The sequence below is a fragment of the Dokdonia genika genome, from assembly GCF_042652845.1.
In the GTDB taxonomy this organism is placed as follows: Bacteria; Bacteroidota; Bacteroidia; order Flavobacteriales; family Flavobacteriaceae; genus Dokdonia; species Dokdonia donghaensis.
The window spans coordinates 71,001-90,464 of record NZ_JBHSHB010000014.1; the positions used below are offsets into that span (position 1 = coordinate 71,001).

At 38.1% G+C, this 19,464-nt stretch carries 22 protein-coding genes, 2 tRNA genes and 1 pseudogene; 12 read left to right on the forward strand and 13 right to left on the reverse strand.

Annotation, left to right across the window (positions count from 1 at the left end):
• Positions 1 to 4: 4 nt before the first annotated feature.
• On the forward strand, positions 5 to 1,300 hold the full coding sequence (tyrS, locus tag ACFO5T_RS08720; protein WP_380033648.1) for a tyrosine--tRNA ligase: 1,296 nt from the start codon (positions 5 to 7) through the stop codon (positions 1,298 to 1,300).
• A gap of 97 nt (positions 1,301 to 1,397) precedes the next feature.
• On the opposite strand, the gene ACFO5T_RS08725 is transcribed toward tyrS, so the two are convergent.
• From ACFO5T_RS08725 to ACFO5T_RS08735, 3 genes are all read right to left on the reverse strand, one after another.
• Positions 1,398 to 1,847, reverse strand: coding sequence for a YHS domain-containing (seleno)protein (locus ACFO5T_RS08725; protein WP_380033650.1), 450 nt, complete (start codon positions 1,845 to 1,847; stop codon positions 1,398 to 1,400).
• Positions 1,848 to 1,928: 81 nt separating this feature from the next.
• Positions 1,929 to 2,906, reverse strand: a complete 978-nt coding sequence (locus ACFO5T_RS08730; protein WP_380033652.1) for a LuxE/PaaK family acyltransferase — start codon at positions 2,904 to 2,906, stop codon at positions 1,929 to 1,931.
• Between the two features lie 83 nt (positions 2,907 to 2,989).
• Positions 2,990 to 5,320 (reverse strand): T9SS type A sorting domain-containing protein, encoded by a 2,331-nt coding sequence (locus tag ACFO5T_RS08735; protein WP_380033655.1) that lies wholly within the window; start codon positions 5,318 to 5,320, stop codon positions 2,990 to 2,992.
• Between the two features lie 195 nt (positions 5,321 to 5,515).
• Between ACFO5T_RS08735 and ACFO5T_RS08740 the strand changes: the two genes are divergently transcribed.
• Positions 5,516 to 6,199 carry a response regulator transcription factor gene (locus ACFO5T_RS08740; protein WP_380033657.1) on the forward strand — a complete coding sequence of 228 codons (684 nt, stop codon included), beginning with the start codon at positions 5,516 to 5,518 and terminating at the stop codon, positions 6,197 to 6,199.
• On the forward strand, positions 6,199 to 7,254 hold the full coding sequence (locus tag ACFO5T_RS08745; protein WP_380033659.1) for a sensor histidine kinase: 1,056 nt from the start codon (positions 6,199 to 6,201) through the stop codon (positions 7,252 to 7,254). Before ACFO5T_RS08740 ends, ACFO5T_RS08745 begins: the two co-directional genes overlap by 1 nt.
• 105 nt (positions 7,255 to 7,359) lie before the next feature.
• Here ACFO5T_RS08745 and ACFO5T_RS08750 read toward each other — a convergent pair.
• Positions 7,360 to 7,719, reverse strand: a pseudogene (locus ACFO5T_RS08750) (glycosyltransferase); the annotation flags it as partial.
• Positions 7,720 to 8,354: 635 nt separating this feature from the next.
• Between ACFO5T_RS08750 and trmB the strand changes: the two are divergent.
• The 7 genes from trmB to ACFO5T_RS08785 all read left to right on the forward strand — a co-directional run bounded on the left by trmB (position 8,355) and on the right by ACFO5T_RS08785 (position 13,012).
• Positions 8,355 to 9,029, forward strand: coding sequence for a tRNA (guanosine(46)-N7)-methyltransferase TrmB (gene trmB / locus ACFO5T_RS08755; RefSeq protein WP_380033661.1), 675 nt, complete (start codon positions 8,355 to 8,357; stop codon positions 9,027 to 9,029).
• A 9-nt stretch (positions 9,030 to 9,038) separates the two neighbouring features.
• Entirely contained in the window at positions 9,039 to 9,668 is a 630-nt protein-coding gene (locus ACFO5T_RS08760; RefSeq protein ID WP_380033663.1) for a LysE family translocator, read from the forward strand.
• Positions 9,665 to 10,003, forward strand: a complete 339-nt coding sequence (locus ACFO5T_RS08765; RefSeq protein ID WP_375252314.1) for an MGMT family protein — start codon at positions 9,665 to 9,667, stop codon at positions 10,001 to 10,003. Before ACFO5T_RS08760 ends, ACFO5T_RS08765 begins: the two co-directional genes overlap by 4 nt.
• 180 nt (positions 10,004 to 10,183) lie before the next feature.
• Positions 10,184 to 11,320, forward strand: a complete 1,137-nt coding sequence (locus tag ACFO5T_RS08770) for an Mrp/NBP35 family ATP-binding protein (protein WP_380033666.1) — start codon at positions 10,184 to 10,186, stop codon at positions 11,318 to 11,320.
• Between the two features lie 2 nt (positions 11,321 to 11,322).
• Entirely contained in the window at positions 11,323 to 11,565 is a 243-nt protein-coding gene (locus ACFO5T_RS08775) for a NifU family protein (protein ID WP_375252316.1), read from the forward strand.
• A 33-nt stretch (positions 11,566 to 11,598) separates the two neighbouring features.
• Complete coding sequence (locus ACFO5T_RS08780) at positions 11,599 to 12,651, forward strand: NAD(P)/FAD-dependent oxidoreductase (protein ID WP_380033668.1); 1,053 nt, start codon at positions 11,599 to 11,601, stop codon at positions 12,649 to 12,651.
• Between the two features lie 28 nt (positions 12,652 to 12,679).
• A complete protein-coding gene (locus tag ACFO5T_RS08785) occupies positions 12,680 to 13,012 on the forward strand; it encodes a 2Fe-2S iron-sulfur cluster-binding family protein (protein ID WP_038598901.1) in 333 nt (110 codons plus the stop codon).
• A 24-nt stretch (positions 13,013 to 13,036) separates the two neighbouring features.
• On the opposite strand, the gene ACFO5T_RS08790 is transcribed toward ACFO5T_RS08785, so the two are convergent.
• Entirely contained in the window at positions 13,037 to 13,930 is an 894-nt protein-coding gene (locus ACFO5T_RS08790; protein WP_038598904.1) for a metallophosphoesterase family protein, read from the reverse strand.
• A gap of 120 nt (positions 13,931 to 14,050) precedes the next feature.
• Positions 14,051 to 14,125, reverse strand: a tRNA-Pro gene (locus ACFO5T_RS08795).
• A gap of 134 nt (positions 14,126 to 14,259) precedes the next feature.
• On the opposite strand from ACFO5T_RS08795, the gene ACFO5T_RS08800 reads away from it, so the two are divergent.
• Together ACFO5T_RS08800 and ACFO5T_RS08805 are read left to right on the forward strand one after the other, a co-directional pair.
• Complete coding sequence (locus ACFO5T_RS08800) at positions 14,260 to 14,706, forward strand: hypothetical protein (protein WP_375252318.1); 447 nt, start codon at positions 14,260 to 14,262, stop codon at positions 14,704 to 14,706.
• Between the two features lie 70 nt (positions 14,707 to 14,776).
• Positions 14,777 to 14,851: transfer RNA gene (locus ACFO5T_RS08805), tRNA-Pro, on the forward strand.
• A gap of 143 nt (positions 14,852 to 14,994) precedes the next feature.
• Here the strand turns inward: ACFO5T_RS08805 and ACFO5T_RS08810 are convergent.
• From ACFO5T_RS08810 to ACFO5T_RS08840, 7 genes are all read right to left on the reverse strand, one after another.
• Positions 14,995 to 15,921 (reverse strand): DUF3078 domain-containing protein, encoded by a 927-nt coding sequence (locus ACFO5T_RS08810; RefSeq protein ID WP_380033671.1) that lies wholly within the window; start codon positions 15,919 to 15,921, stop codon positions 14,995 to 14,997.
• Between the two features lie 153 nt (positions 15,922 to 16,074).
• Complete coding sequence (locus ACFO5T_RS08815; protein ID WP_038598912.1) at positions 16,075 to 17,031, reverse strand: DUF3078 domain-containing protein; 957 nt, start codon at positions 17,029 to 17,031, stop codon at positions 16,075 to 16,077.
• 65 nt (positions 17,032 to 17,096) lie between these two features.
• The gene (locus ACFO5T_RS08820) at positions 17,097 to 17,606 is read right to left on the reverse strand and encodes a DUF2480 family protein (protein WP_380033673.1); all 510 of its coding nucleotides are present in this window, start codon (positions 17,604 to 17,606) and stop codon (positions 17,097 to 17,099) included.
• 10 nt (positions 17,607 to 17,616) lie between these two features.
• Positions 17,617 to 17,934: a DUF59 domain-containing protein gene (locus ACFO5T_RS08825; RefSeq protein WP_035327034.1), complete on the reverse strand. Its 318-nt coding sequence runs from the start codon at positions 17,932 to 17,934 to the stop codon at positions 17,617 to 17,619.
• 77 nt (positions 17,935 to 18,011) lie between these two features.
• A complete protein-coding gene (locus tag ACFO5T_RS08830; RefSeq protein ID WP_380033675.1) occupies positions 18,012 to 18,437 on the reverse strand; it encodes a SufE family protein in 426 nt (141 codons plus the stop codon).
• Between the two features lie 77 nt (positions 18,438 to 18,514).
• Positions 18,515 to 19,054 (reverse strand): GNAT family N-acetyltransferase, encoded by a 540-nt coding sequence (locus tag ACFO5T_RS08835; RefSeq protein WP_380033677.1) that lies wholly within the window; start codon positions 19,052 to 19,054, stop codon positions 18,515 to 18,517.
• On the reverse strand, positions 19,038 to 19,457 hold the full coding sequence (locus ACFO5T_RS08840; protein WP_380033679.1) for an META domain-containing protein: 420 nt from the start codon (positions 19,455 to 19,457) through the stop codon (positions 19,038 to 19,040). Before ACFO5T_RS08840 ends, ACFO5T_RS08835 begins: the two co-directional genes overlap by 17 nt.
• Positions 19,458 to 19,464: the final 7 nt, after the last annotated feature.

Sequence of the window (19,464 nt, forward strand, 5' to 3'; positions counted from 1 at the left end):
TAAGATGATCAAGAATTTTGTAGAAGAATTAAAGTGGCGTGGTATGGTACACGATGCAATGCCACAAACAGAAGAACACTTAATGGAGGTAATGCGCTCTGCTTATGTAGGTTTTGACCCTACTGCAGATTCTTTGCACATAGGTAACCTTGTGCCTATTATGCTACTAGCACATTTTCAGAGAGCTGGGCATAGACCTGTTGCTTTAGTTGGTGGTGCTACGGGTATGATAGGAGACCCATCTGGAAAATCTTCTGAGCGTAATCTTCTCGATGAGGAGACTCTAAGACACAATCAAGAATGTGTGCGCAAACAGTTATCACAGTTTTTAGACTTTACATCTGGGGCAGAGAACCAAGCTCTTATGGTAAATAACTATGACTGGATGAAGGAGTTTTCTTTTCTAGACTTTATACGTGATGTAGGGAAGCATATTACAGTAAACTATATGATGGCAAAAGACTCTGTAAAAAATCGCCTTACAGGTGAGAGTGCAGACGGTATGTCATTTACAGAGTTTACTTACCAGATGGTACAGGGGTATGACTTCTTACATCTCTATAAAAATAATGATTGTACGTTACAGATGGGTGGTAGTGACCAGTGGGGTAATATCACCACAGGTACAGAGCTTATACGTCGTATAGCTGGAGGTAAGGGCTACGCGCTTACCTGCCCACTTATTACTAAGTCTGACGGAAGCAAATTTGGTAAGTCTGAGGGTGGTAATGTGTGGCTAGATGCAAATAGAACATCACCTTATAAATTTTACCAGTACTGGCTTAATACGAGTGATGAAGATGCGGCTAAGTACATTAAGATATTTACCTTCTTAGATCGTGAGGAGATAGAGGCTCTTATTGAGACTCACAAAGAAGCACCACACCAGAGAGCTTTACAAAAGAGACTTGCAGAAGAGGTGACAACTACGGTACACGATGAAGAGGCTCTTAAAAAAGCGATTGCAGCTTCAAATATGCTTTTTGGAAAAAGTACGAGTGAGGATTTAAAATCACTAGACGAAGCTACGTTTCTAGATGTTTTTGAAGGAGTGCCTCAAGCAGAGATTGCAAAAACAGAGATTGAAGCCGGTCTTGATATGATTGCTGCTCTAGCCGAAAAAACAGGGTTTTTAAAATCTAATGGAGAAGCTAGACGTGCGCTCAAAGAAAACTCTATATCTCTTAATAAGGAGAAGGTAGGAGAAGATCGTACTATACAATCTTCAGATCTTATAAATGATACATTTATTCTATTACAAAGAGGTAAGAAAAACTACTTCTTAATACGCGCTGTATAGTACCTAATAGACTAGTCATACAAATGAAAACCCCAGTGTTCTTAAAAGAGCATCTGGGGTTTTCTAACTAACTAACCAATCTATCATTAAGTCGTATTTAATTCTTAGTCCTTACAGATTGCCACTCTATATCTGCTTTTTTCTTTAGGCTTTCTGCACCCTCTTCATTCCACTTATCAAGGGTGTTAACTCCCCAAGAGTTGTAAAACAGGTATAACTTGCCATCTCTTATTTCAAAGGTTTCTGGATCTACACTTACTTTTTTGCCTTTATCTGCTATCGCATAGGCACAATAGCCACCATACTGTGGTATAAAGTCTTCTGGAGCTGCTTTAAAACGATCTAGGTTAGCTTGACTAGCAAACTTAAACTTAACCCCATCATAGGTAGTTGTAAACTTTTTATCGCCCTCTGTGGCTTTATTGTTAAAATATTCGGTTACGTCATAACCTTCGGCAGCATAGCCTTTTTTAAGATTGTAATCCGTCTGTTGTGCGCTTGCTGTGAGACTTATTAATGCGATAATAAAAAATGCAATTGTTCTCATATAAAGTGTTTATCTGGTTATATCTACGTAGGTTAGGTCGCAAAAATTTTGGAATAATTACACGGTATATATAGATAATCTTTAAAGCGCCATAAGATTGCACCCGCGTATGTCTGAATTATCGAACCTGCCTATCACGCTAAAACTGCCATCCTCATAAACTTTACCCAGATCTTGAGTTGCTATAAATGAACACGAATTTTTATTTGCGAGATCTATTATGTTGAGTCCGCCGCTTTTTGAGTCTGTGAGCAGGGTGAGTGCATCTTCTGTATCCCGTGTGTAGACTTTCATCCACGGTGGAGTGGTAAAAATCCCATCGCCAGAAGAATATCCTTGGCTTAGTAGCTCTGTCATACCATACTCGCTATGTATTTTTTCTATCCCAAAACCTGTGCTGAGTATTTTATGAAGTTCTGGCCGAATAATTTCTTTACGTCTTCCTTTCATACCACCAGTTTCCATAATAATAGTGTTGTTGAGGTTAAAAGTATGCTTTTCTACAAGGTCTAAAAGTGCAAATGAAACACCTATAAGAAGGACTTTCTTCTCAGAGGTATCAAGTGATACTAATTTTTTTGCCAGCTCGTCAAGATTGTTAAGGTAAAAGCCACTGTCTGGATGATTGCTACTTTTAATTAAATCATCTACCATATAAATAAGCGATGATCCAGATCGTTCTAAATACGACGGTAGCAAGGCTAGTATTACAAAGTCTGATGGGTTTCCGTACGCTTTCGCGAAAGCGGTTCTAAAACTATTTTCATACAGGCTTAGATCTGTCACGTGATGTTTGCTGGTGATGCTGCCAGTAGTGCCGCTACTGCTAAAGGTGATAGCCGGCTCTGCATTACCAGAAATGATAGAGCGGGACTTGAAAAACTGTATAGGTAAAAAAGGAATGTCTCTACTTGATGTTATCTCACTGGGGTGTTTGTAGAGTAAATCACAAAAAGACCTATACACGCTATTATGCTCAAACTGATACCTGAATGTAGCGAGCGCCTCCTTCTCAAATTGCTCATTATTTGTGATATTTAAAAAGGTTTGCTGAGGCATTTATTAGAATTTAAGCAAAGATATAAAAGAAAAAACGCCCTCCATACGGAGAGCGCTTTATAAAGGATGTATAAATGTATTCTTTATTTAATTACAAGCTTTGCAGTAGTTGAGCTTGTAGCATCTGCTACTTGTACTACATATACTCCAGAGGCAAGCGCACTTACGTCTATAGGGTTTCCAGTAGTTGTCTCAATTACTTTCTTACCTGTAATCTCAAAAATAGACACATTCATTGCTGTATTAACCCCAGTACTTATCGTGATTTGATCACTCGCAGGGTTAGGAAACATAGCGATAGTTACAGCAGTAGTTTCTCCTAGGCTTAAAAACTCTTCAAAATCTGTTACATCACGAGCAGTGATAAAGTAATCTCCATCATTGCGCTCTGTGATGATACCAGATATATTTTGAGCCTCTGTAGGTACTGCGGTACCTATATAATCTGCATCAAAGAATGTCGTTCTAAAAGTGTATGCACCTTCTGGAGTAGTAAGTCCGTACTCTGTGCCAGTTACCCAGTCTGTATTTGTTGCAGTGTCTATTGTAGCTTCTGTAAGAGTTACATACTCTGCTTCATAATCATTAGGATTTGCAGCTAGTTCTGTCACAGTTACCATTTGTGCAGTAATTGTGTTTCCGGTAGAAAATGCATCTCCAGGATCCTCACTAGGAACAAATTGTAGCATTCCTTGAAAAGAGCTTAACGTACCTGTAAGACCTACTATACCATCACCTACGTTATATGCCGTGGTTATAGTTGCTGCGCTGTCATCTATTAAGATTGCAGCTGTATCATCTTCAATAAATTTTTGATTTCTAAAATCTTGTTGGAAAGTAAGTATTGCTTCTCCTGTAAGCGTGTAGAGTGTTCCTTCTGTACCTGCTCTTAGATCTGCTAGTGTTGCAACTTCTGTTGCCTCTACTGCATCTGCCTCAATATCTGCTGCATCTCTAGCCGTAATGAAGTACTCACCATTATTACGTTCATTAATAATACCAGAGATATTTGCCTCATCAGCTGGTACTACTTCACCTATATAGTCTACATCAAAAAATGTAGTTCTAAAAATATAAGATCCGTCTGTATTAGTCATTGGGTACTCTTGACCATTTACCCAAGATGAATTTGTAGAGTTGTCTATAGTAAGACCTGTTATTCTTACATACTCAGACTCATAGTCATTAGGGTTTGCAGCTAGTTCAGTTACTGTTACTTCTTGTGGTGTAATAGTGTTTCCTGTAGAAGTTGCAGCACCTGGATCTACACTTGGTATAAATTGTGTCATTCCGTTAAAGTCTCCTAGTACTCCTGTTATACCAGTAATACCATCTGCAACATTAAATGCAGTAGTAATAGTTGCTGCGCTATCATCTATAAGAATAGCACCTGTGGCATCTTCAATAAATTTTTGATTTCTAAAATCTTGTTGAAATGTAAGTACAGCTTCTCCGGTAAGGGTGTACTCTTCACCTACTGTTCCCGCTCTAAGTGCTGCAATATCTGCAACTTCTGTAGCTGGCTCACAAGCTGGTGTTGTAACATCTATAGAGAGCATACAATCTGTACTTGTTACTTCAAGTGTTATTGTTACGTCTTCAGAAACTTCTGTAAGTGTGATTGTTCCGTTTGCCGTAGTCGTAGGGTCATCACCTCCTACAACGCCTCCACCACTTGTAATTGCTACAGTATAAGTAGCGTCTCCGCCACCTGTATAAGGTATCATAACTGTTGTGCCATCTACAGCTGTGGTCTCAGTATCACAAGTAGCTGTAGCAGTGCCAAGTACTAATGAGCAAGCTGGAGGTGTAGTAGAGTACGTACCTATTGGCCAAGGGTTTGTAGCGTCTGCTTGAGTAGTGTCATCATCATTTGCATTAGTCCCACTGTACGTAAAGTTACCTACCATAAATGTAGTGCCGTCAGGTCCAGTACCGCTTACACGATAAGCCCATCCGTCTTGATATTCCCAAGCTTCACCTGTACCATCTGTATCTAGATCTCCATAAACATCTATTTGTGTTCCTTGAAGTGTTCCAGAACCGTCATCTGCCACACTATCATAAATTGCTATAGAATCATCTCCATTGTTATTTGCGCTATTTGAGATGAAGTCTGGAGTAAACCCAAAAAAGGTCATAAAATCTTCTTCATTTGTAGAGATGTAAAAATAGTCTCCAGCGGTAGCAGATCCAGAAAAGGCAAACTCAACTTCAGAAATTCCATTTCCGTTACTTGAGTTGCTAAAACCGTATGTGCTTAAGTCTGCAATATCATTTAGTGCATAAATTTCTATTGCTTTTGGAGTACCTCCCGTAAGGTTTCCGTCGAAAATACCTGTGATTACTAGGTCTTGTGCAAAAACTGTGCACGATGCTAGAAATAAGGTGATTAAAAGAGTAATTTGTTTCATACTTTAATGATTAGATTAGACCATAAATTTAAATAAAATTGAAGGTGATAATTGATTACGCTTTCGCAAAAGCGTAAGATTTAACGCAATGTTAATATGGTTCAAATAATTACAATATATTTTGCAAGCTAATTCTAGTGACAACAAAAACTTCAAAACAACGTATATTTACAATACGATATAACCGTAATTACAATGAAAAAAAAGGACCTTAAAATTTTACTAGTAGACGATGAACCGGATATTTTAGAAATCGTCGGGTATAATTTATCAAACGAAGGATATCAAGTAATTACAGGGTCTAACGGTCTTGAGGCTGTAAAACTTGCAAAAAAGCATCAGCCGCACCTCATCATATTAGATGTGATGATGCCAGAGATGGATGGTATAGAGGCTTGTGAGATTATACGTTCTAATAAAGACCTGGAGCAAATAATCATCACATTTTTTACGGCTCGAGGAGAAGATTACTCACAGGTTGCGGGCTTTGACGCAGGTGCAGATGATTATATTACTAAGCCTATTAAGCCTAAGGTGCTTTTAAGCAAGGTAAAGGCTTTGCTGCGCAGATTTAAAAATGAAGAGGCGCCTTCTCAGATAACTAAGGTGGGTAAACTTATTATCAATAGAGAAGAGTACAAAGTTTTTAAAGGTAAAGAAGAACTTTCTTTGCCTCGTAAAGAGTTTGAGCTACTATCATTACTTACTTCAAAGCCTGGGAAGGTTTTTACAAGAGAAGACATACTTGATAAAGTATGGGGTCTTGAAGTTGTGGTAGGAGGGCGTACCATAGACGTACATATACGTAAGCTTAGAGAAAAAATAGGTGATGAATCGTTTAAAACTGTAAAAGGTGTAGGTTATAAATTTGTGATCTAATGGCCTCAGATGTAAAACAGCCGTACTCATTTGCACTCATCACGGCAGCTTATATTACGGTGCTATTTGCACTCCTTATTATACTACTTGAGTTTATTCAAGACAGTGAGCCTGTATGGTGGCTTGTGGGTCTCGGAGTGCTGGGGTGTTATATACTTTCATTTTTACTCATACACTTTAGAACCCAACTATTTATTTTTAAAAAGGTAAGAGAGATTTATGATAACGTAAAACTCTTAGAAGATGTAAGCCTCACAGCAGATAATATTACTACAGATATGGCCTCTCTTTCTGAAGAAGTAGAGCGTTATGCAAAGAGTAAAAAAATAGAAATAGAATCTTTAAGAGTCCAAGAGGAATATCGTCGTAACTTTTTAGGTAATGTGGCTCACGAGCTAAAAACACCTTTGTTTACCGTACAAGGATATATACTCACGTTACTAGACGGCGCTATAAAAGATAAATCTGTTAGAAAAAAATACCTCTCAAGGGCAGAAAAAGGCGTAGATCGCTTGATCTATCTCGTAAATGACCTTGATATGATTACTAAGCTTGAGGTGGGTGATCTTAATATAAACTATGAGTATTTTGATCTAGTAAAACTCATATATGCCACCTTTGAGATGCTAGAAATGGAAGCTGCAAAGCGCAATATAACCCTTGCTTTTGATGATTCTTATGCAAAGGAGGTTATGGTAAATGCAGATCAAGAGCGCATACAGCAGTTACTCACAAACTTAATAGGTAATTCTATTAAGTATGGTAATGAAAATGGAACAACAGAGGTAAGTATACAAGATTTGATTCAAAACAAATTACTTATACGAATTACAGATAATGGAGAAGGTATTGAGCCAGATCATTTACCACGACTCTTTGAGCGATTTTATAGAGTAGATAAGTCTCGTAATCGCAGAGTAGGAGGATCAGGTCTGGGGCTCTCTATTGTTAAACATATCATTGAGGCGCACGAGGAGAAAGTTTATGTTGAAAGCGAATTTGGTGTGGGGTCTGAATTCTCTTTCACGCTCGAAAAGGCCGAAGTTATCGGGTAAGCAACTAGACTCAATAGCCTGTTCAAATCCGGGATAAACAGACATTTTTGATAAATCTTTGGTTTTAAATTCATCCTGCACGGCAAAAGGAGCAATTTTATTCTCTTTTAATAAGGCTGCAAGATACTCTTGTTCAGACTGACCTGGTGTAGGAATAAAAAAAGCTTTTTTCTTCATCACGGCTAGGTCCATAATAGTCGTGTAACCAGATCTTGCTATGATATACCCACTTTGATTAATCACCTTTTCAAGTTCCCTTGTAGTAAGAAAATTAATTACTTTGATATTAGGTTTAGTTTGAGTGATGGTTTTTTCTTCTTCAGGTTTACCACGTACAATTAAAAACTGTCCATTAAGTTTTTTAAAGTTCTTTGTGATAATTTCTTCTAGCATAGAGCGCTGTGGCTCTGGACCAGAAAGTACAGCTGTTGCTGTGTATTTTATTTCTTCAGGTTTTGACTTCATTCTACTCAATGGTCCTATATAACGGGTAGGGATTGATAGATTTTTATCAGGATGACCTAATATGCCACTTAGGTTAAAAGTGCCATCAAAGTCTGGCACCCAGCATTCATTAAAACGCTCTATATACTTTTTATGTATTGCTGTAGAGATCTTTGTAGTGCTGCCACTTAGCACCTGTAACTGGTGACTTATGATCACACAAGGCACTTGATTTGTATATAGTCCAAGACGGTTATCTGAGATAACTCCATCTATATTTAATGCTGGAATGAGTTTTTCGAGCTCTTTATGTTCACTACGTATACTTTTACGTATTGACGGTAAATTTGATATAAGCTTGCGTTTAAAGTTTTTACCCTTTTCCGCATACTCAATTTTATAAGAGGGTAGTGATACAAAAGAAAGTTTAGGAAACTCTTTTTTAAGTAATCTAAGGGCATCACCATCACTTGCTATGGTGACCTTGTAATTTTGCGATAAAAGCGCATTAATAATCGGGATACACCGCGTAGCGTGTCCTAATCCCCAGTTAAGAGGAGCAACTAGTATGTGCTTATTTCTTTTCACATTGCAAATATCTATCTCTTAGCCGTAGTAAAAGTTTCCTTAATTTTACCAAAACATTAAATATACCTGTGGGAAGTAAAAATAAGCTTAAGAGATTCCGTGAGAATGAGACATTCTCAAATGTTGTACAACCGTCTAGAGAAGAACTGGTAGATGGAACTTTTCCTCTTAAAGGTAAGTGGAATTCGGATTTTTTCAAAAATGATAACCCTATCGTCGTAGAGCTAGGTTGTGGTAAAGGTGAGTATTCTGTAGGTCTTGCAGAGAAGTATCCAGACAAGAATTTTATAGGTATAGACATCAAGGGGGCTCGATTTTGGCGAGGAGCAAAAACTGCTCTAGAAGATAATCTTGGCAATGTAGGTTTTATGCGCACGCAAATAGAACTTATAGAGTACGCTTTCGCGAAAGCGGAAATAGATGAGATATGGATCACCTTTCCAGACCCTCAAATCAAGTACAAGCGCACAAAACACCGAATGACAAATACAGAGTTCCTTCAAAAATATAAGAATGTTTTGAAGGAGGGAGGTTGTGTAAATCTTAAGACAGACTCAGAGTTTATGCACGGTTACACGCTGGGATTACTACACGGTGAGGGTCACGAGATTTTAGAAGCAAATCATAATGTGTATAAAAATGAATACTCGCCAGAAGAGGTTGTGGGGATTCAAACTTTTTATGAAAAACAATATCTAGAACAGGGAAAACCAATTACTTATATTAAATTTAGAGTCAAGTAACGGGCACCCTTGGAGACAACCAAACTTTTTTTAATAACCTATTTTGCAGCGCTAGCCGGAGTAATACCTCCCGGACTAATAAATATGTCTGTGGCAAAAACCTGCGTTGAGCGAGGCCGTAATAACGGGCTCATAGTGGCTCTTGGGGCTTCTTTTGTTGTAGTTTTTCAAGCACTTATAGCCGTATTACTTGCACGCTATATTTTTGGAAATCCATACGTACAGAGTATGCTATTGCGCACAGGTCTTGTTATTTTCTTGATAATGGCCATATTTTTCTTTGTGAAAGCAAAGCAAAGTAAAGTCCCTAAGGTTAAAATTTCAAAAAACAGAGGTTTAAAAAGCTTAGGTAAAGGGATGGCTATCTCTGCACTTAATGTGTTACCTATTCCTTATTTCTGTGCGCTGGGAGCGGCTCTTAATGTGAGCGGTAAAGTAGAGTATGATATTGTGGCTATTGTGATTTTTGTAGTAGCAGCTGCCGTAGGTACGTTTAGTGCATTATATCTATACGTGCTCTTCTTTGCTCGTATTCAAAACAGGGAAACTTCTTTTACACGATTCTCAAATTATTTTATGGCTGGCCTTATGGTCTTATTAATGTTAATCACGCTGGTGCGCACTATCTACTTTGAATGAATTACGCACCAGAGACAGAAAACTTTTTTCAAAAGGTGTATGCCGTAGCTGCTTTAATTCCTTACGGTAGAGTGACGAGTTATGGTGCGATTGCAAAGTATCTTGGAGCTGCACGGAGTAGTCGTATGGTGGGCTGGGCTATGAATGGTGCTAGTAACCATCCAGAAGTGCCAGCACATAGAGTCGTAAATAGAGTAGGGCTGCTTACTGGTAAACACCATTTCCCGCAAACTAACTTAATGCAGCAATTGCTTGAAAATGAAGGTGTAATAATCAAGGATGATAAGGTAGTCGATTTTAAAAAACACTTTTGGGATCCCGTAATTGAACTCTAAAATAGCGATTGCTGGCGCTCTATAAAGCTCAGAATATTCTAAGAAATGTGCGTGTCGTTTTCTTTTTGAAATTGTCAAATATTTTGAAAATTGAAGTATTGGTATTTACCCCTTTGCAGTTGTATCTTTGCATTTAGAATTAGTCTAATTAAAGGCTGATTTTGAATTGCTTATTAAAAGATGAAATTACAAAAGAAAGATATTCTCGAGGCTTTAAAAACTATAACTGCTCCAGGTGCTGGAGAAAATATGGTAGATAGTGGCGCAGTTACTAATGTGCTAACATTTGGCGATGAGGTAATTGTAGATATCACTATAAACAACCCTACACTACAAGCTCGTAAAAAAGCAGAGGTTGATATTATGAAAACCATACACGATAAGGTTTTTGAAAAAGCACAGGTAAAGGTTAATGTAAAAGTTACTGCTCCGCCTAAGGAAGAAACAGTTGAGATTAAAGGTAAAGCCATACCTGGTATAAAAAACATCGTAGCTGTAGCCTCTGGTAAAGGAGGAGTAGGTAAATCTACCGTAACGTCTAACATTGCAGTGACACTAGCAAAAATGGGCTTTAAAGTAGGTATTCTTGATGCAGATATTTATGGGCCATCTGTGCCTATTATGTTTGATGTGGCAAATGAGAGACCACTCTCTGTAAATGTAGACGGAAAGTCTAAAATGAAACCTATAGAAAGCTACGGAGTAAAAGTACTCTCGATAGGATTTTTCACAAAGCCAGATCAAGCAGTTATATGGAGAGGACCTATGGCAGCAAAGGCACTTAACCAGATGATTTTTGACGCAGCCTGGGGAGAGCTAGATTTCTTGCTTTTAGACTTACCTCCTGGTACGGGTGATATACATTTAAGTATAATGCAGTCATTACCTATCACGGGAGCTGTAGTAGTAAGTACACCACAAAACGTAGCACTTGCAGATGCAAAGAAGGGTGTGGCAATGTTTAAGCAAGAGAGTATTAATGTTCCTGTTTTAGGAATTGTAGAAAATATGGCCTACTTCACACCAGATGAGTTGCCAGATAATAAATATTACATCTTTGGTAAAGAAGGTGCAAAAAACCTCGCCGAAGATTTAGATGTACGTTTACTAGGTGAGATTCCATTAGTACAAAGTATTCGTGAGGCAGGAGACGTAGGACGTCCAGCGGCATTACAGGCTAATACCGCTACTATGGAAGCGTTTGATAACTTAACAAAAAACGTTGTTGAGGAGACTGTGCGTCGTAACACAGACCTACCAGCTACCGAAGCAATTAAGATTACCACAATGGCAGGATGTTCTGCCGTAAAGAATTAAGTATGAGCACAGCAGAGTTAACACAAAAAGTAGAGGATGCTCTTGAGGAGATTCGTCCTTTTTTACAGAGTGATGGAGGTGATATAAGACTTCTCGGGATAGATGATGATAAGGTGGTGCGAGTGCAGCTGCAAGGCGCTTGCGTAGGTTGCTCTGTTAATCAAATGACATTAAAGAGCGGTGTTGAGATGACTATAAAAAAACACGCTCCGCAAATTGAGCAAGTGATAAACGTTGTTGCGTAGTACGCTTTCGCGAAAGCGTAAATAGATAAGCAAATGATTAAAACAGATATTCTTATAATAGGTGCGGGACCTACTGGTCTTTTTACCGTTTTTGAAGCAGGATTATTAAAGTTAAAGTGCCATCTTATAGATGCCCTACCACAACCGGGAGGACAGTGTGCAGAGATATATCCAAAAAAACCTATCTATGACATTCCAGCTTTCCCAGAAGTACTTGCTGGTGATCTTGTAGATAACTTGATGAAACAAATCGAGCCTTTTCAACCTGGATTTACACTTGGAGAGCGTGCGCAAACTATAGATAAACAAGAAGACGGTAGCTTTATAGTAACGACTAATAAAGGAACAAAACATCACGCACCTGTGGTTGCAATTGCAGGAGGTTTAGGGAGTTTTGAGCCTCGTAAACCACCTATTTCAAATATAGCTAGCTACGAGGACAAAGGAGTAGAGTACATCATACGCGATCCAGAGTTATACCGTGATAAGAATGTGGTTATTGCTGGTGGAGGTGATAGTGCTCTTGACTGGAGTATCTTCCTTGCAGATGTCGCGAGTGAAGTGACACTTGTACACCGTCGCAACGAGTTTAGAGGTGCGCTAGATAGCGTAGAAAAAGTACAAGACCTCAAAAACCAAGGTAAAATAAAACTTATCACTCCAGCAGAGGTTGTTGAGGTGATTGGTGAGAGCGCTGTAAGTGGTGTCTCTATAAAACAAGGTGCAGAAGTGTTTACTAAGGATTGTGATCACTTTATACCACTATTTGGGCTAGCGCCTAAACTGGGACCTATTGCAGACTGGGGTCTTGAGATAGAGAAAAACGCCATCAAGGTAGATAACACGCTCGATTACCAAACTAACATACCAGGGATTTATGCCATAGGAGATGTAAACACATACCCAGGTAAGCTTAAACTCATACTCTGTGGTTTTCACGAAGCTACGCTTATGTGCCAGAGTGCATACCAGCGCATATTTCCAGATAAGCGTTATGTGATGAAGTACACCACTGTAGGTGGCGTAACTGGTTTTGATGGTACTAAAAAGGAAGCGCCAAAAGCGGTTGTAAAAGCAATTGAGTAAGCTTTTAAATAAGAAGTAAATACTAGCAATGTCAGCAGATATTAAGATAACTATAATAGACCGCGAGGGAGTTTCTCACGCGATAGACGCTCCCACAGATATGAATATGAATCTTATGGAGATTGTACGTTCATATGAGCTTGCTCCAGAAGGCACAATAGGGGTATGTGGTGGTATGGCTATGTGTGCTTCTTGCCAGTGTTATGTAGAGAGTGATCACGAGCTCCCAGAAATGAGTGATGATGAAGATGCAATGCTCGCCGAAGCTTTTTACGTAGAAGATAATAGTAGACTAGGGTGCCAGCTTCATATCTCACCAGAGATGGAAGGTTTACAGGTACGTCTTGCCCCAGAATCTTAAAATAGTAGCCCTTTACATTTGCTTTTATGCCTGATAGGCGTGTAGTGCGGTAGGACCTTCTAGTAGCTCCCTTACTACTTGTAAAGTACCACTCTCTGAGGTCGCTATGTGCCACTTAATAAGTGATATTGCACCATTCTCAATTTCTAAACCGGTAATACTTCTAGGGTGTACACAGCTCCCGTCGTTAAAAAATGCAATGTCGCCAGGCTCAGGAAAACGTGGTCTATGCGTATGACCTACAATGGTGAGAAGGTTATTATTTTCTATGATCCATTTTTTTATACGGCGCTCTACTTTAATAAGTTCCTTATAATTTTTTGCCGGACTTGTGGGGTCAGAAATACCAAAAATCTGTAATGGCTTCCAGAGTACACGTACTAGAAATCTATTAAAGCGCCAGCCGTGATAATTCATCCAGTCTGCTTGATGCCCGTGACATAAAAACAACTCTTGGTGACTTTCTTTATGTTTTAATACAATGGCCTCGTGATATTCAAGATCTTTAAACAACACCTCTTCACGACCGTCTTTAGGGTCAAAATACGTGCTTAAATGCTTTTTTACGTAATTTTTATCCCTATATACCATATCGTGATTTCCCCATATTAAATGAAGCCTATTTTCAAAATGGAATTTTTGTAAAAGACGGTACACATTTTTATGAGCGCGTAGTATGCTCTCAAAAGAACTATTCTCCCAGAGCTCATCTCCATCACCTAGCTCACAATAGGTAAATCCCTCATTATAGTAGTGTTTAAGTGCGTGGTAATAGATATTTTCATTACGAGCAAAGTCATCTGCAAAACTCTTGTCTCCCCTGTGACAATCAGAAAAGAAAATGAGCTTGTCCTCGTTAGAAAATGCTATTTCTTTTGCTTGCTTGTAAGCTCTATCTAGGCGCTGTTTTGTTTTCACTCTTTAAATATCTTAAAAAAGACTGAGATAATGGGTGTGGTGTTCATAACGCTTTCGCGAAAGCGTATATATAATCATTAAGAAAAAAATAAAAAACCACTAGAGTGCTAGTGGTTTTAGTCGGGTAGAGAGGATTCGAACCTCCGATCTCTGGTCCCCCAGACCAGCACTTTAACCGGACTAAGCTACTACCCGTTTGTGAGGGGTAAATATACTAAAACCACTGGCATAGCGATATAGTGATTTTAGAAATGTGTTACCTCAATTGATTGAAAAAATTTGTATCTTAAAGTATTGTAAGTCAAATTTTTAACTTAAACCCTACAATTATGAAGACCTTATTTTTAGTTTGCTTTTATGTGATGGGTGCTACACTTTTTACAGGTGATGGATTATTAAATAATGAAGATACCTTTACACTAGAGGGTGTCTGGGAGCTAGAAAACCAGCAGATGTATGAGAACGGTATGATTTCTGAGACACTACCTAACCAAAATGGCTATAGGCAAGTCAAGATGTATAGTAAGGGTCGCGTGATGTGGACACGTAATGATCCTGCAGATACAAATGAGTGGTTTGGTTATGGTACTTATGTAGTCAAAGATGGTATACTGGAAGAACGGCTAGAGTATGCCTCTGGGCCTATGATGAAGATTGTAGACACAACACGGGTATTTAGATTTGAACTTTTATTAGGTGCAAATAGCTACCAGCAACGACAGATGGATGAAGATGGCAACCCTACAGAGGGTGAGAGTTATAAAAGAATAGAATAACTGTAATTATATGTGATAAAGTTTGTGGTTATCTATTAGAGTTTAGTATATTTGCACCCCGATAAACGCTCGGGGTATAGCGTAGCCCGGTTATCGCGCCTCGTTTGGGACGAGGAGGTCGCAAGTTCGAATCTTGCTACCCCGACAAAAACCAGCCTTTTTAGGCTGGTTTTTTTATTTTAAGATACTGTGTAAATTTTATCTTGGAGTTTAGACATAAAAAAAGCGAGTCCTAATGGACTCGCTTTTGAGTTATTATAGTTGTTTAAAACAACGTTTTCTATATAATTAGAAAGAGTAGCTAAGTCCTAAAACCCAGTAGCTCTGTACTTGATTGTCTATATCATCAAAGCTGAGTGTAGTATCTCCTAGGGTAGCTTGAGCAAAGTTAAGTGCTTCTTGCTTGTTACCTCTAAGACCAAAATCAAATCCTACACCTATCTTTTTCCATAATGTGTAAGCAAATCCGTTAGTCCAAGTCCAGTTAGATAGGTCTGAAGATTTGTAGCTTGCAAAGGCAGATAAGTTAGACTTAAAAGCTATTTTTCCAATCTGACGTGTGTAATCTGCAACGATTTTTGCACCTAAAGAAGATTCAAAGACTGCGTCATTATCAGAAAACACAAAGTTGTAGTTAAGTGGGTGTACAACTACTACGAGATTTGTAATAGGAGTCCAAGTAGCACCTACACCTAGATCAAGGTATCCAGGATCATTAAAGTTGTTTAAAATAGTTGTTCTGTACTCTCCTAAAGCAGATACAGCTAGTTTTTCAGTTAGTTTGTAACCGTAAAGTGATGATACATTAAAAACATCTGTAGCTTCTCTAAAGCTATCGTCATCTGTAGAATCATCTTCATTATCAAACTTTACCCATCCTAAGTTTACGTTAAGACTGTTTCTCCAGAAGTATTTATCTTCTAGTTTATTTGCAAATGCGTTACCTGTAACAGTGATATTACCAGAAGATACGTTAGGCGTTCCTTGTGAAAACCAGTCGTTAAATTTAGAGATATTTCCTCCTATAGTTCCAAAAGCACCGTACTTCCATCCTGGTAGCGCGTCTATTTGAGCTTGTAGAGCGTCAACTTCTCCTTGTAATTTTGCAATTTCTGCTTTTTTAGGTGATTGTTGTGCTTTAAGCTCTTCTTCAGTTTGTGCTTGTAAGCTGATTGCGAGGAACATAGCGGCTCCTAATACAATAAGTCTTTTCATAATTATTTATAGTTAAGTTTTGTGTTACAAATATATAACTAATAAAAAACTAGCAGATTATTCAGATATTTTTATGAATACAGCTCCTTTTGTCGAGTAAATGTGGTTTTTATCGTAGTAGTTATCGTGATTTTATAAAAACCTTGAAGCTATTTAAGACTTCCATTCAATAAAGGCATATTTAAGGCCTACACCTAGCACTTCCCTTACTTGTAAACCACTTATTGCATTTTCGTCATAAATGAGCTGCACAGCAAGATTTGTGGTTATATATTTATTTACCTGCATAGCTACATTTAGTGTGTAGTCTATATCTACATTTTTTGTGTTTTCTAGGTAGTCTGCATATAAATTAAGCGTGTTTTCGAAAACAACATTTTCAAAAAATTCTTCTTTATGATAAGCACTCACAGATGCCCCCAGCTCGAAACGAACATTTTCATTTGCTTCTACTCCAAAAAATGGCTCGTAGGCTGCTATCGCAGCAGGATCTGTCTCGTCTACATTAGTAAATCTAGAGTTAACAAATATAAATCGAGCCGTTGCGGGAGCTAGGTTTACTTTAAAATCATTACTCTCTTTCCATAAAAAACCAGGTCCTAGTTGTAAGTAGGCAGGAGAGAAAGTAGTCGTAATAAGTTTACGGTCTTGCACGGTCTCTGTGACCTCACCGGCTTCATTAAGCACTTGTCTGTCAAAAAACTCATAACCAGGTGCCATTTGTGTTCTAAAATTAAATAGTCCCGAGTAGTACCATTTAGAGTTTTCAATACGGCTACCTACTAAGCTATTAAGTTCTAGCCTGTCTGTAGTTTTTCTAACATATACTTGATCTTTTGTAGCGGCAAGCCCTAGTATTGCGGTAAGCTTTGAATCCCACGTTAGTTTATTTCGCTTGTAATTGAGGTCCCAATTAACATTAAAGTTTCCAGCTACATTTGAAGTTCCTCCGCCTTGCCAGTCATTGTTAAATGCACTCTGACTAAATAGCAACTCCATAAGACCTTTGCTTTTCCAGCCATCTGGAAGTGAGTCTTTCTTTTTGTCACTTTTCTGACCAAGTGCTATGGTACTGCATAAAAATAAAAAGAGTAGGAGTGTGCGTTGCATTAGTAAAACTTCTTAGGGATTAAGCAGTCTAATATACGGAGCCTATCCGTATTTTTCAACAATGGCTATTTGGCCTTCTTATATAGAGGTACAGAGGAGCAGGCCTCGCCAAACATTAAACTACGAGCAACGGGCTGTAATTTCTCTATGAGTAGTAAATAGGCGTTTTCTGGAACGGGTTTGTTAGAACACCCTTTTACAATAACAGGTACATTCTCATAAGGAGTCACATCTATACTTTGTATAACTTCTGTGTATAATATGGTCTCTAGTAATGCTAGGTCACCTGTAATTACTTTTTTTGCAATACCTTGCATATGAGTCGTTACAAGCATATATGCCCAAGCTGGAACAATGGCGTCTGTGCTACAATGTAACGCTACAAATGCATTTGTATATTGACTCCAGTCGTGTTCCTTTATGCTTTTTCTAAACTCACTCTCGCGCAGTATAAAACCTTGATCTAGCCATTGAGAAATATCTACAAGCTGTCTGTTTCCTGGACGATATAGATCCTCAAGGTCAAATGTTATTAACTTGCTATTTGCAACCCTATTTATAATTTCTTCGGCCATATTTGGGTAATTATAGCATTCCTAACTCTAGTTTTGCCTCTTCACTCATAAGGTCTTGTGTCCAAGGTGGGTCAAAAGTGATCTCAACCTCACAGTCTTTTACATCTTTAAGTGACTTTACCTTTTCTTCTACCTCTAGTGGTAAAGTTTCTGCTACGGGACAGTTAGGCGTTGTGAGTGTCATAAGGATTTTAGTATCCATATCTTCATTCACAAAAACATCGTAAATAAGTCCTAGTTCATAAATATCTACTGGGATTTCTGGATCATATATTGTTTTAAGAACGCGTACAATTTTGTCGCCTAGCTCTTCGGTGTTGATTTCCATATGTTTTATATAATCTGCTTGCGCAGGGTTGTTTTTAAATTATTTTATTACGCTTTCGCGAAAGCGTGATATAACTCTTAATTAAGTTGCGTCTGGTATGCTACGGCATACAGTTTTATCTGCTTTATCATACTCACGAGCCCGTTTGCTCTAGTAGGCGAGAGGTGTTCTTTAAGACCTATCTCATCTATAAACGCAGTATCTGCGTCTATAATTGCTTGTGGTGACTGGTTTGAAAAAGCGCGTATGAGTATCGCAATAATACCTTTTGTAATGATGGCGTCACTATCTGCCGTAAAGGTCACTTTACCGTCTTCCATAGTGGCGTGTACCCATACCTTGCTCTGGCACCCTTTTATAATGTAGTCATCTGTTTTAAATGCTTCATCTATAAGTGGCAGTGATTTACCTAGATCAATCATATATTCATAACGCTGCATCCAGTCTTCAAACATAGAAAACTCATCTACTATCTCGTCTTGTATTTCTTGTATGCTAGCCATAATTATGATATCTGTATGTGTTGTATTCTATTATTACTTTACAAAGATAATGCCCAGAAGATTAACTGTCATTCTGGCTAGTGCAGCATTTTATGCATATACCACATTTTACGATGTTCATCTTTAAGTAAGTCAAAAGGAAGAAGCTGAAACTCGGTTTTTATATACCCTGCTTTCTTATAAAACAGTTGAGCCTGGGTATGTGTGTGCATTGCATCAAGCCATATTATTTTATAGTCTAACTTTCTAGCGAGCTTCTCTCCATATTGCATTATATCTCTTCCTACTCCTTTACCTTGTACAGAAGGATGTAAATAGAGTCTATGTAGCTTTAAGCCTGCTAGCGGTGATAGTGGTGTGTATACTTGATTATACACATATTTAAAAATACCTACAGTTTCATTATTATAAAGTATGAAGTGGTAGTGACTTTGTGGTGTAGCAAGATCTTTTTTAAGGCTTTCTAAGCTGTAAATATGGTTTAAGTACCAAGAGCAGTCATCTTTCCAGAAATGCCCGTATGCATCTGGATAAACTTCTTGCATTAACTCAAGTAACTTGGGTTGGTCCTCAATTTTTATAGGCTGTAAGCTTAGATGACTATTTATTGTTATCAATAAGTGCTTTTTTGGAAATACCTGTTATGATTGCATCACTATCTCTATAAAGTGTAATCGTGTCACCCTTTTTTAGAAATGATGTAACTTCAGATAAGTTGTCATAATATAATTGTTCTATATCATCGTGAGGACAAGCCCTTTTTGTATTAGCCACATATGAAAACTGAAGCGCAGTACCTCTGAGTGCGTAATCTGTCATATAGTTATTACAGCCAGTTGTGCCACTTATAGAACGCTTTTTATTATCAATTGTAAGAGATAATGCTGTCTCTGAGACGTCTTCTCCAGCAACAGATGTAATCATAAAATCACCTGTGAAGATCATTGGAGCTTGTGATAACTGGGCGTGACCCATCATAAAGCCCGCTATAAAAAGTACTAGAGTACATACTATTTTCATAATTCTA

Bases quoted from the DNA above. Each gene is read 5' to 3' on its own strand.
- tyrS (WP_380033648.1), top strand. From the start codon at position 5: ATGATCAAGAATTTTGTAGAAGAATTAAAGTGGCGTGGTATGGTACAC.
- ACFO5T_RS08725 (WP_380033650.1), bottom strand. From the start codon at position 1,847: ATGAGAACAATTGCATTTTTTATTATCGCATTAATAAGTCTCACAGCA.
- ACFO5T_RS08730 (WP_380033652.1), bottom strand. From the start codon at position 2,906: ATGCCTCAGCAAACCTTTTTAAATATCACAAATAATGAGCAATTTGAG.
- ACFO5T_RS08735 (WP_380033655.1), bottom strand. From the start codon at position 5,320: ATGAAACAAATTACTCTTTTAATCACCTTATTTCTAGCATCGTGCACA.
- ACFO5T_RS08740 (WP_380033657.1), top strand. From the start codon at position 5,516: ATGAAAAAAAAGGACCTTAAAATTTTACTAGTAGACGATGAACCGGAT.
- ACFO5T_RS08745 (WP_380033659.1), top strand. From the start codon at position 6,199: ATGGCCTCAGATGTAAAACAGCCGTACTCATTTGCACTCATCACGGCA.
- ACFO5T_RS08765 (WP_375252314.1), top strand. From the start codon at position 9,665: ATGAATTACGCACCAGAGACAGAAAACTTTTTTCAAAAGGTGTATGCC.
- ACFO5T_RS08770 (WP_380033666.1), top strand. From the start codon at position 10,184: ATGAAATTACAAAAGAAAGATATTCTCGAGGCTTTAAAAACTATAACT.
- ACFO5T_RS08775 (WP_375252316.1), top strand. From the start codon at position 11,323: ATGAGCACAGCAGAGTTAACACAAAAAGTAGAGGATGCTCTTGAGGAG.
- ACFO5T_RS08780 (WP_380033668.1), top strand. From the start codon at position 11,599: ATGATTAAAACAGATATTCTTATAATAGGTGCGGGACCTACTGGTCTT.
- ACFO5T_RS08785 (WP_038598901.1), top strand. From the start codon at position 12,680: ATGTCAGCAGATATTAAGATAACTATAATAGACCGCGAGGGAGTTTCT.
- ACFO5T_RS08800 (WP_375252318.1), top strand. From the start codon at position 14,260: ATGAAGACCTTATTTTTAGTTTGCTTTTATGTGATGGGTGCTACACTT.
- ACFO5T_RS08810 (WP_380033671.1), bottom strand. From the start codon at position 15,921: ATGAAAAGACTTATTGTATTAGGAGCCGCTATGTTCCTCGCAATCAGC.
- ACFO5T_RS08815 (WP_038598912.1), bottom strand. From the start codon at position 17,031: ATGCAACGCACACTCCTACTCTTTTTATTTTTATGCAGTACCATAGCA.
- ACFO5T_RS08820 (WP_380033673.1), bottom strand. From the start codon at position 17,606: ATGGCCGAAGAAATTATAAATAGGGTTGCAAATAGCAAGTTAATAACA.
- ACFO5T_RS08825 (WP_035327034.1), bottom strand. From the start codon at position 17,934: ATGGAAATCAACACCGAAGAGCTAGGCGACAAAATTGTACGCGTTCTT.
- ACFO5T_RS08830 (WP_380033675.1), bottom strand. From the start codon at position 18,437: ATGGCTAGCATACAAGAAATACAAGACGAGATAGTAGATGAGTTTTCT.
- ACFO5T_RS08840 (WP_380033679.1), bottom strand. From the start codon at position 19,457: ATGAAAATAGTATGTACTCTAGTACTTTTTATAGCGGGCTTTATGATG.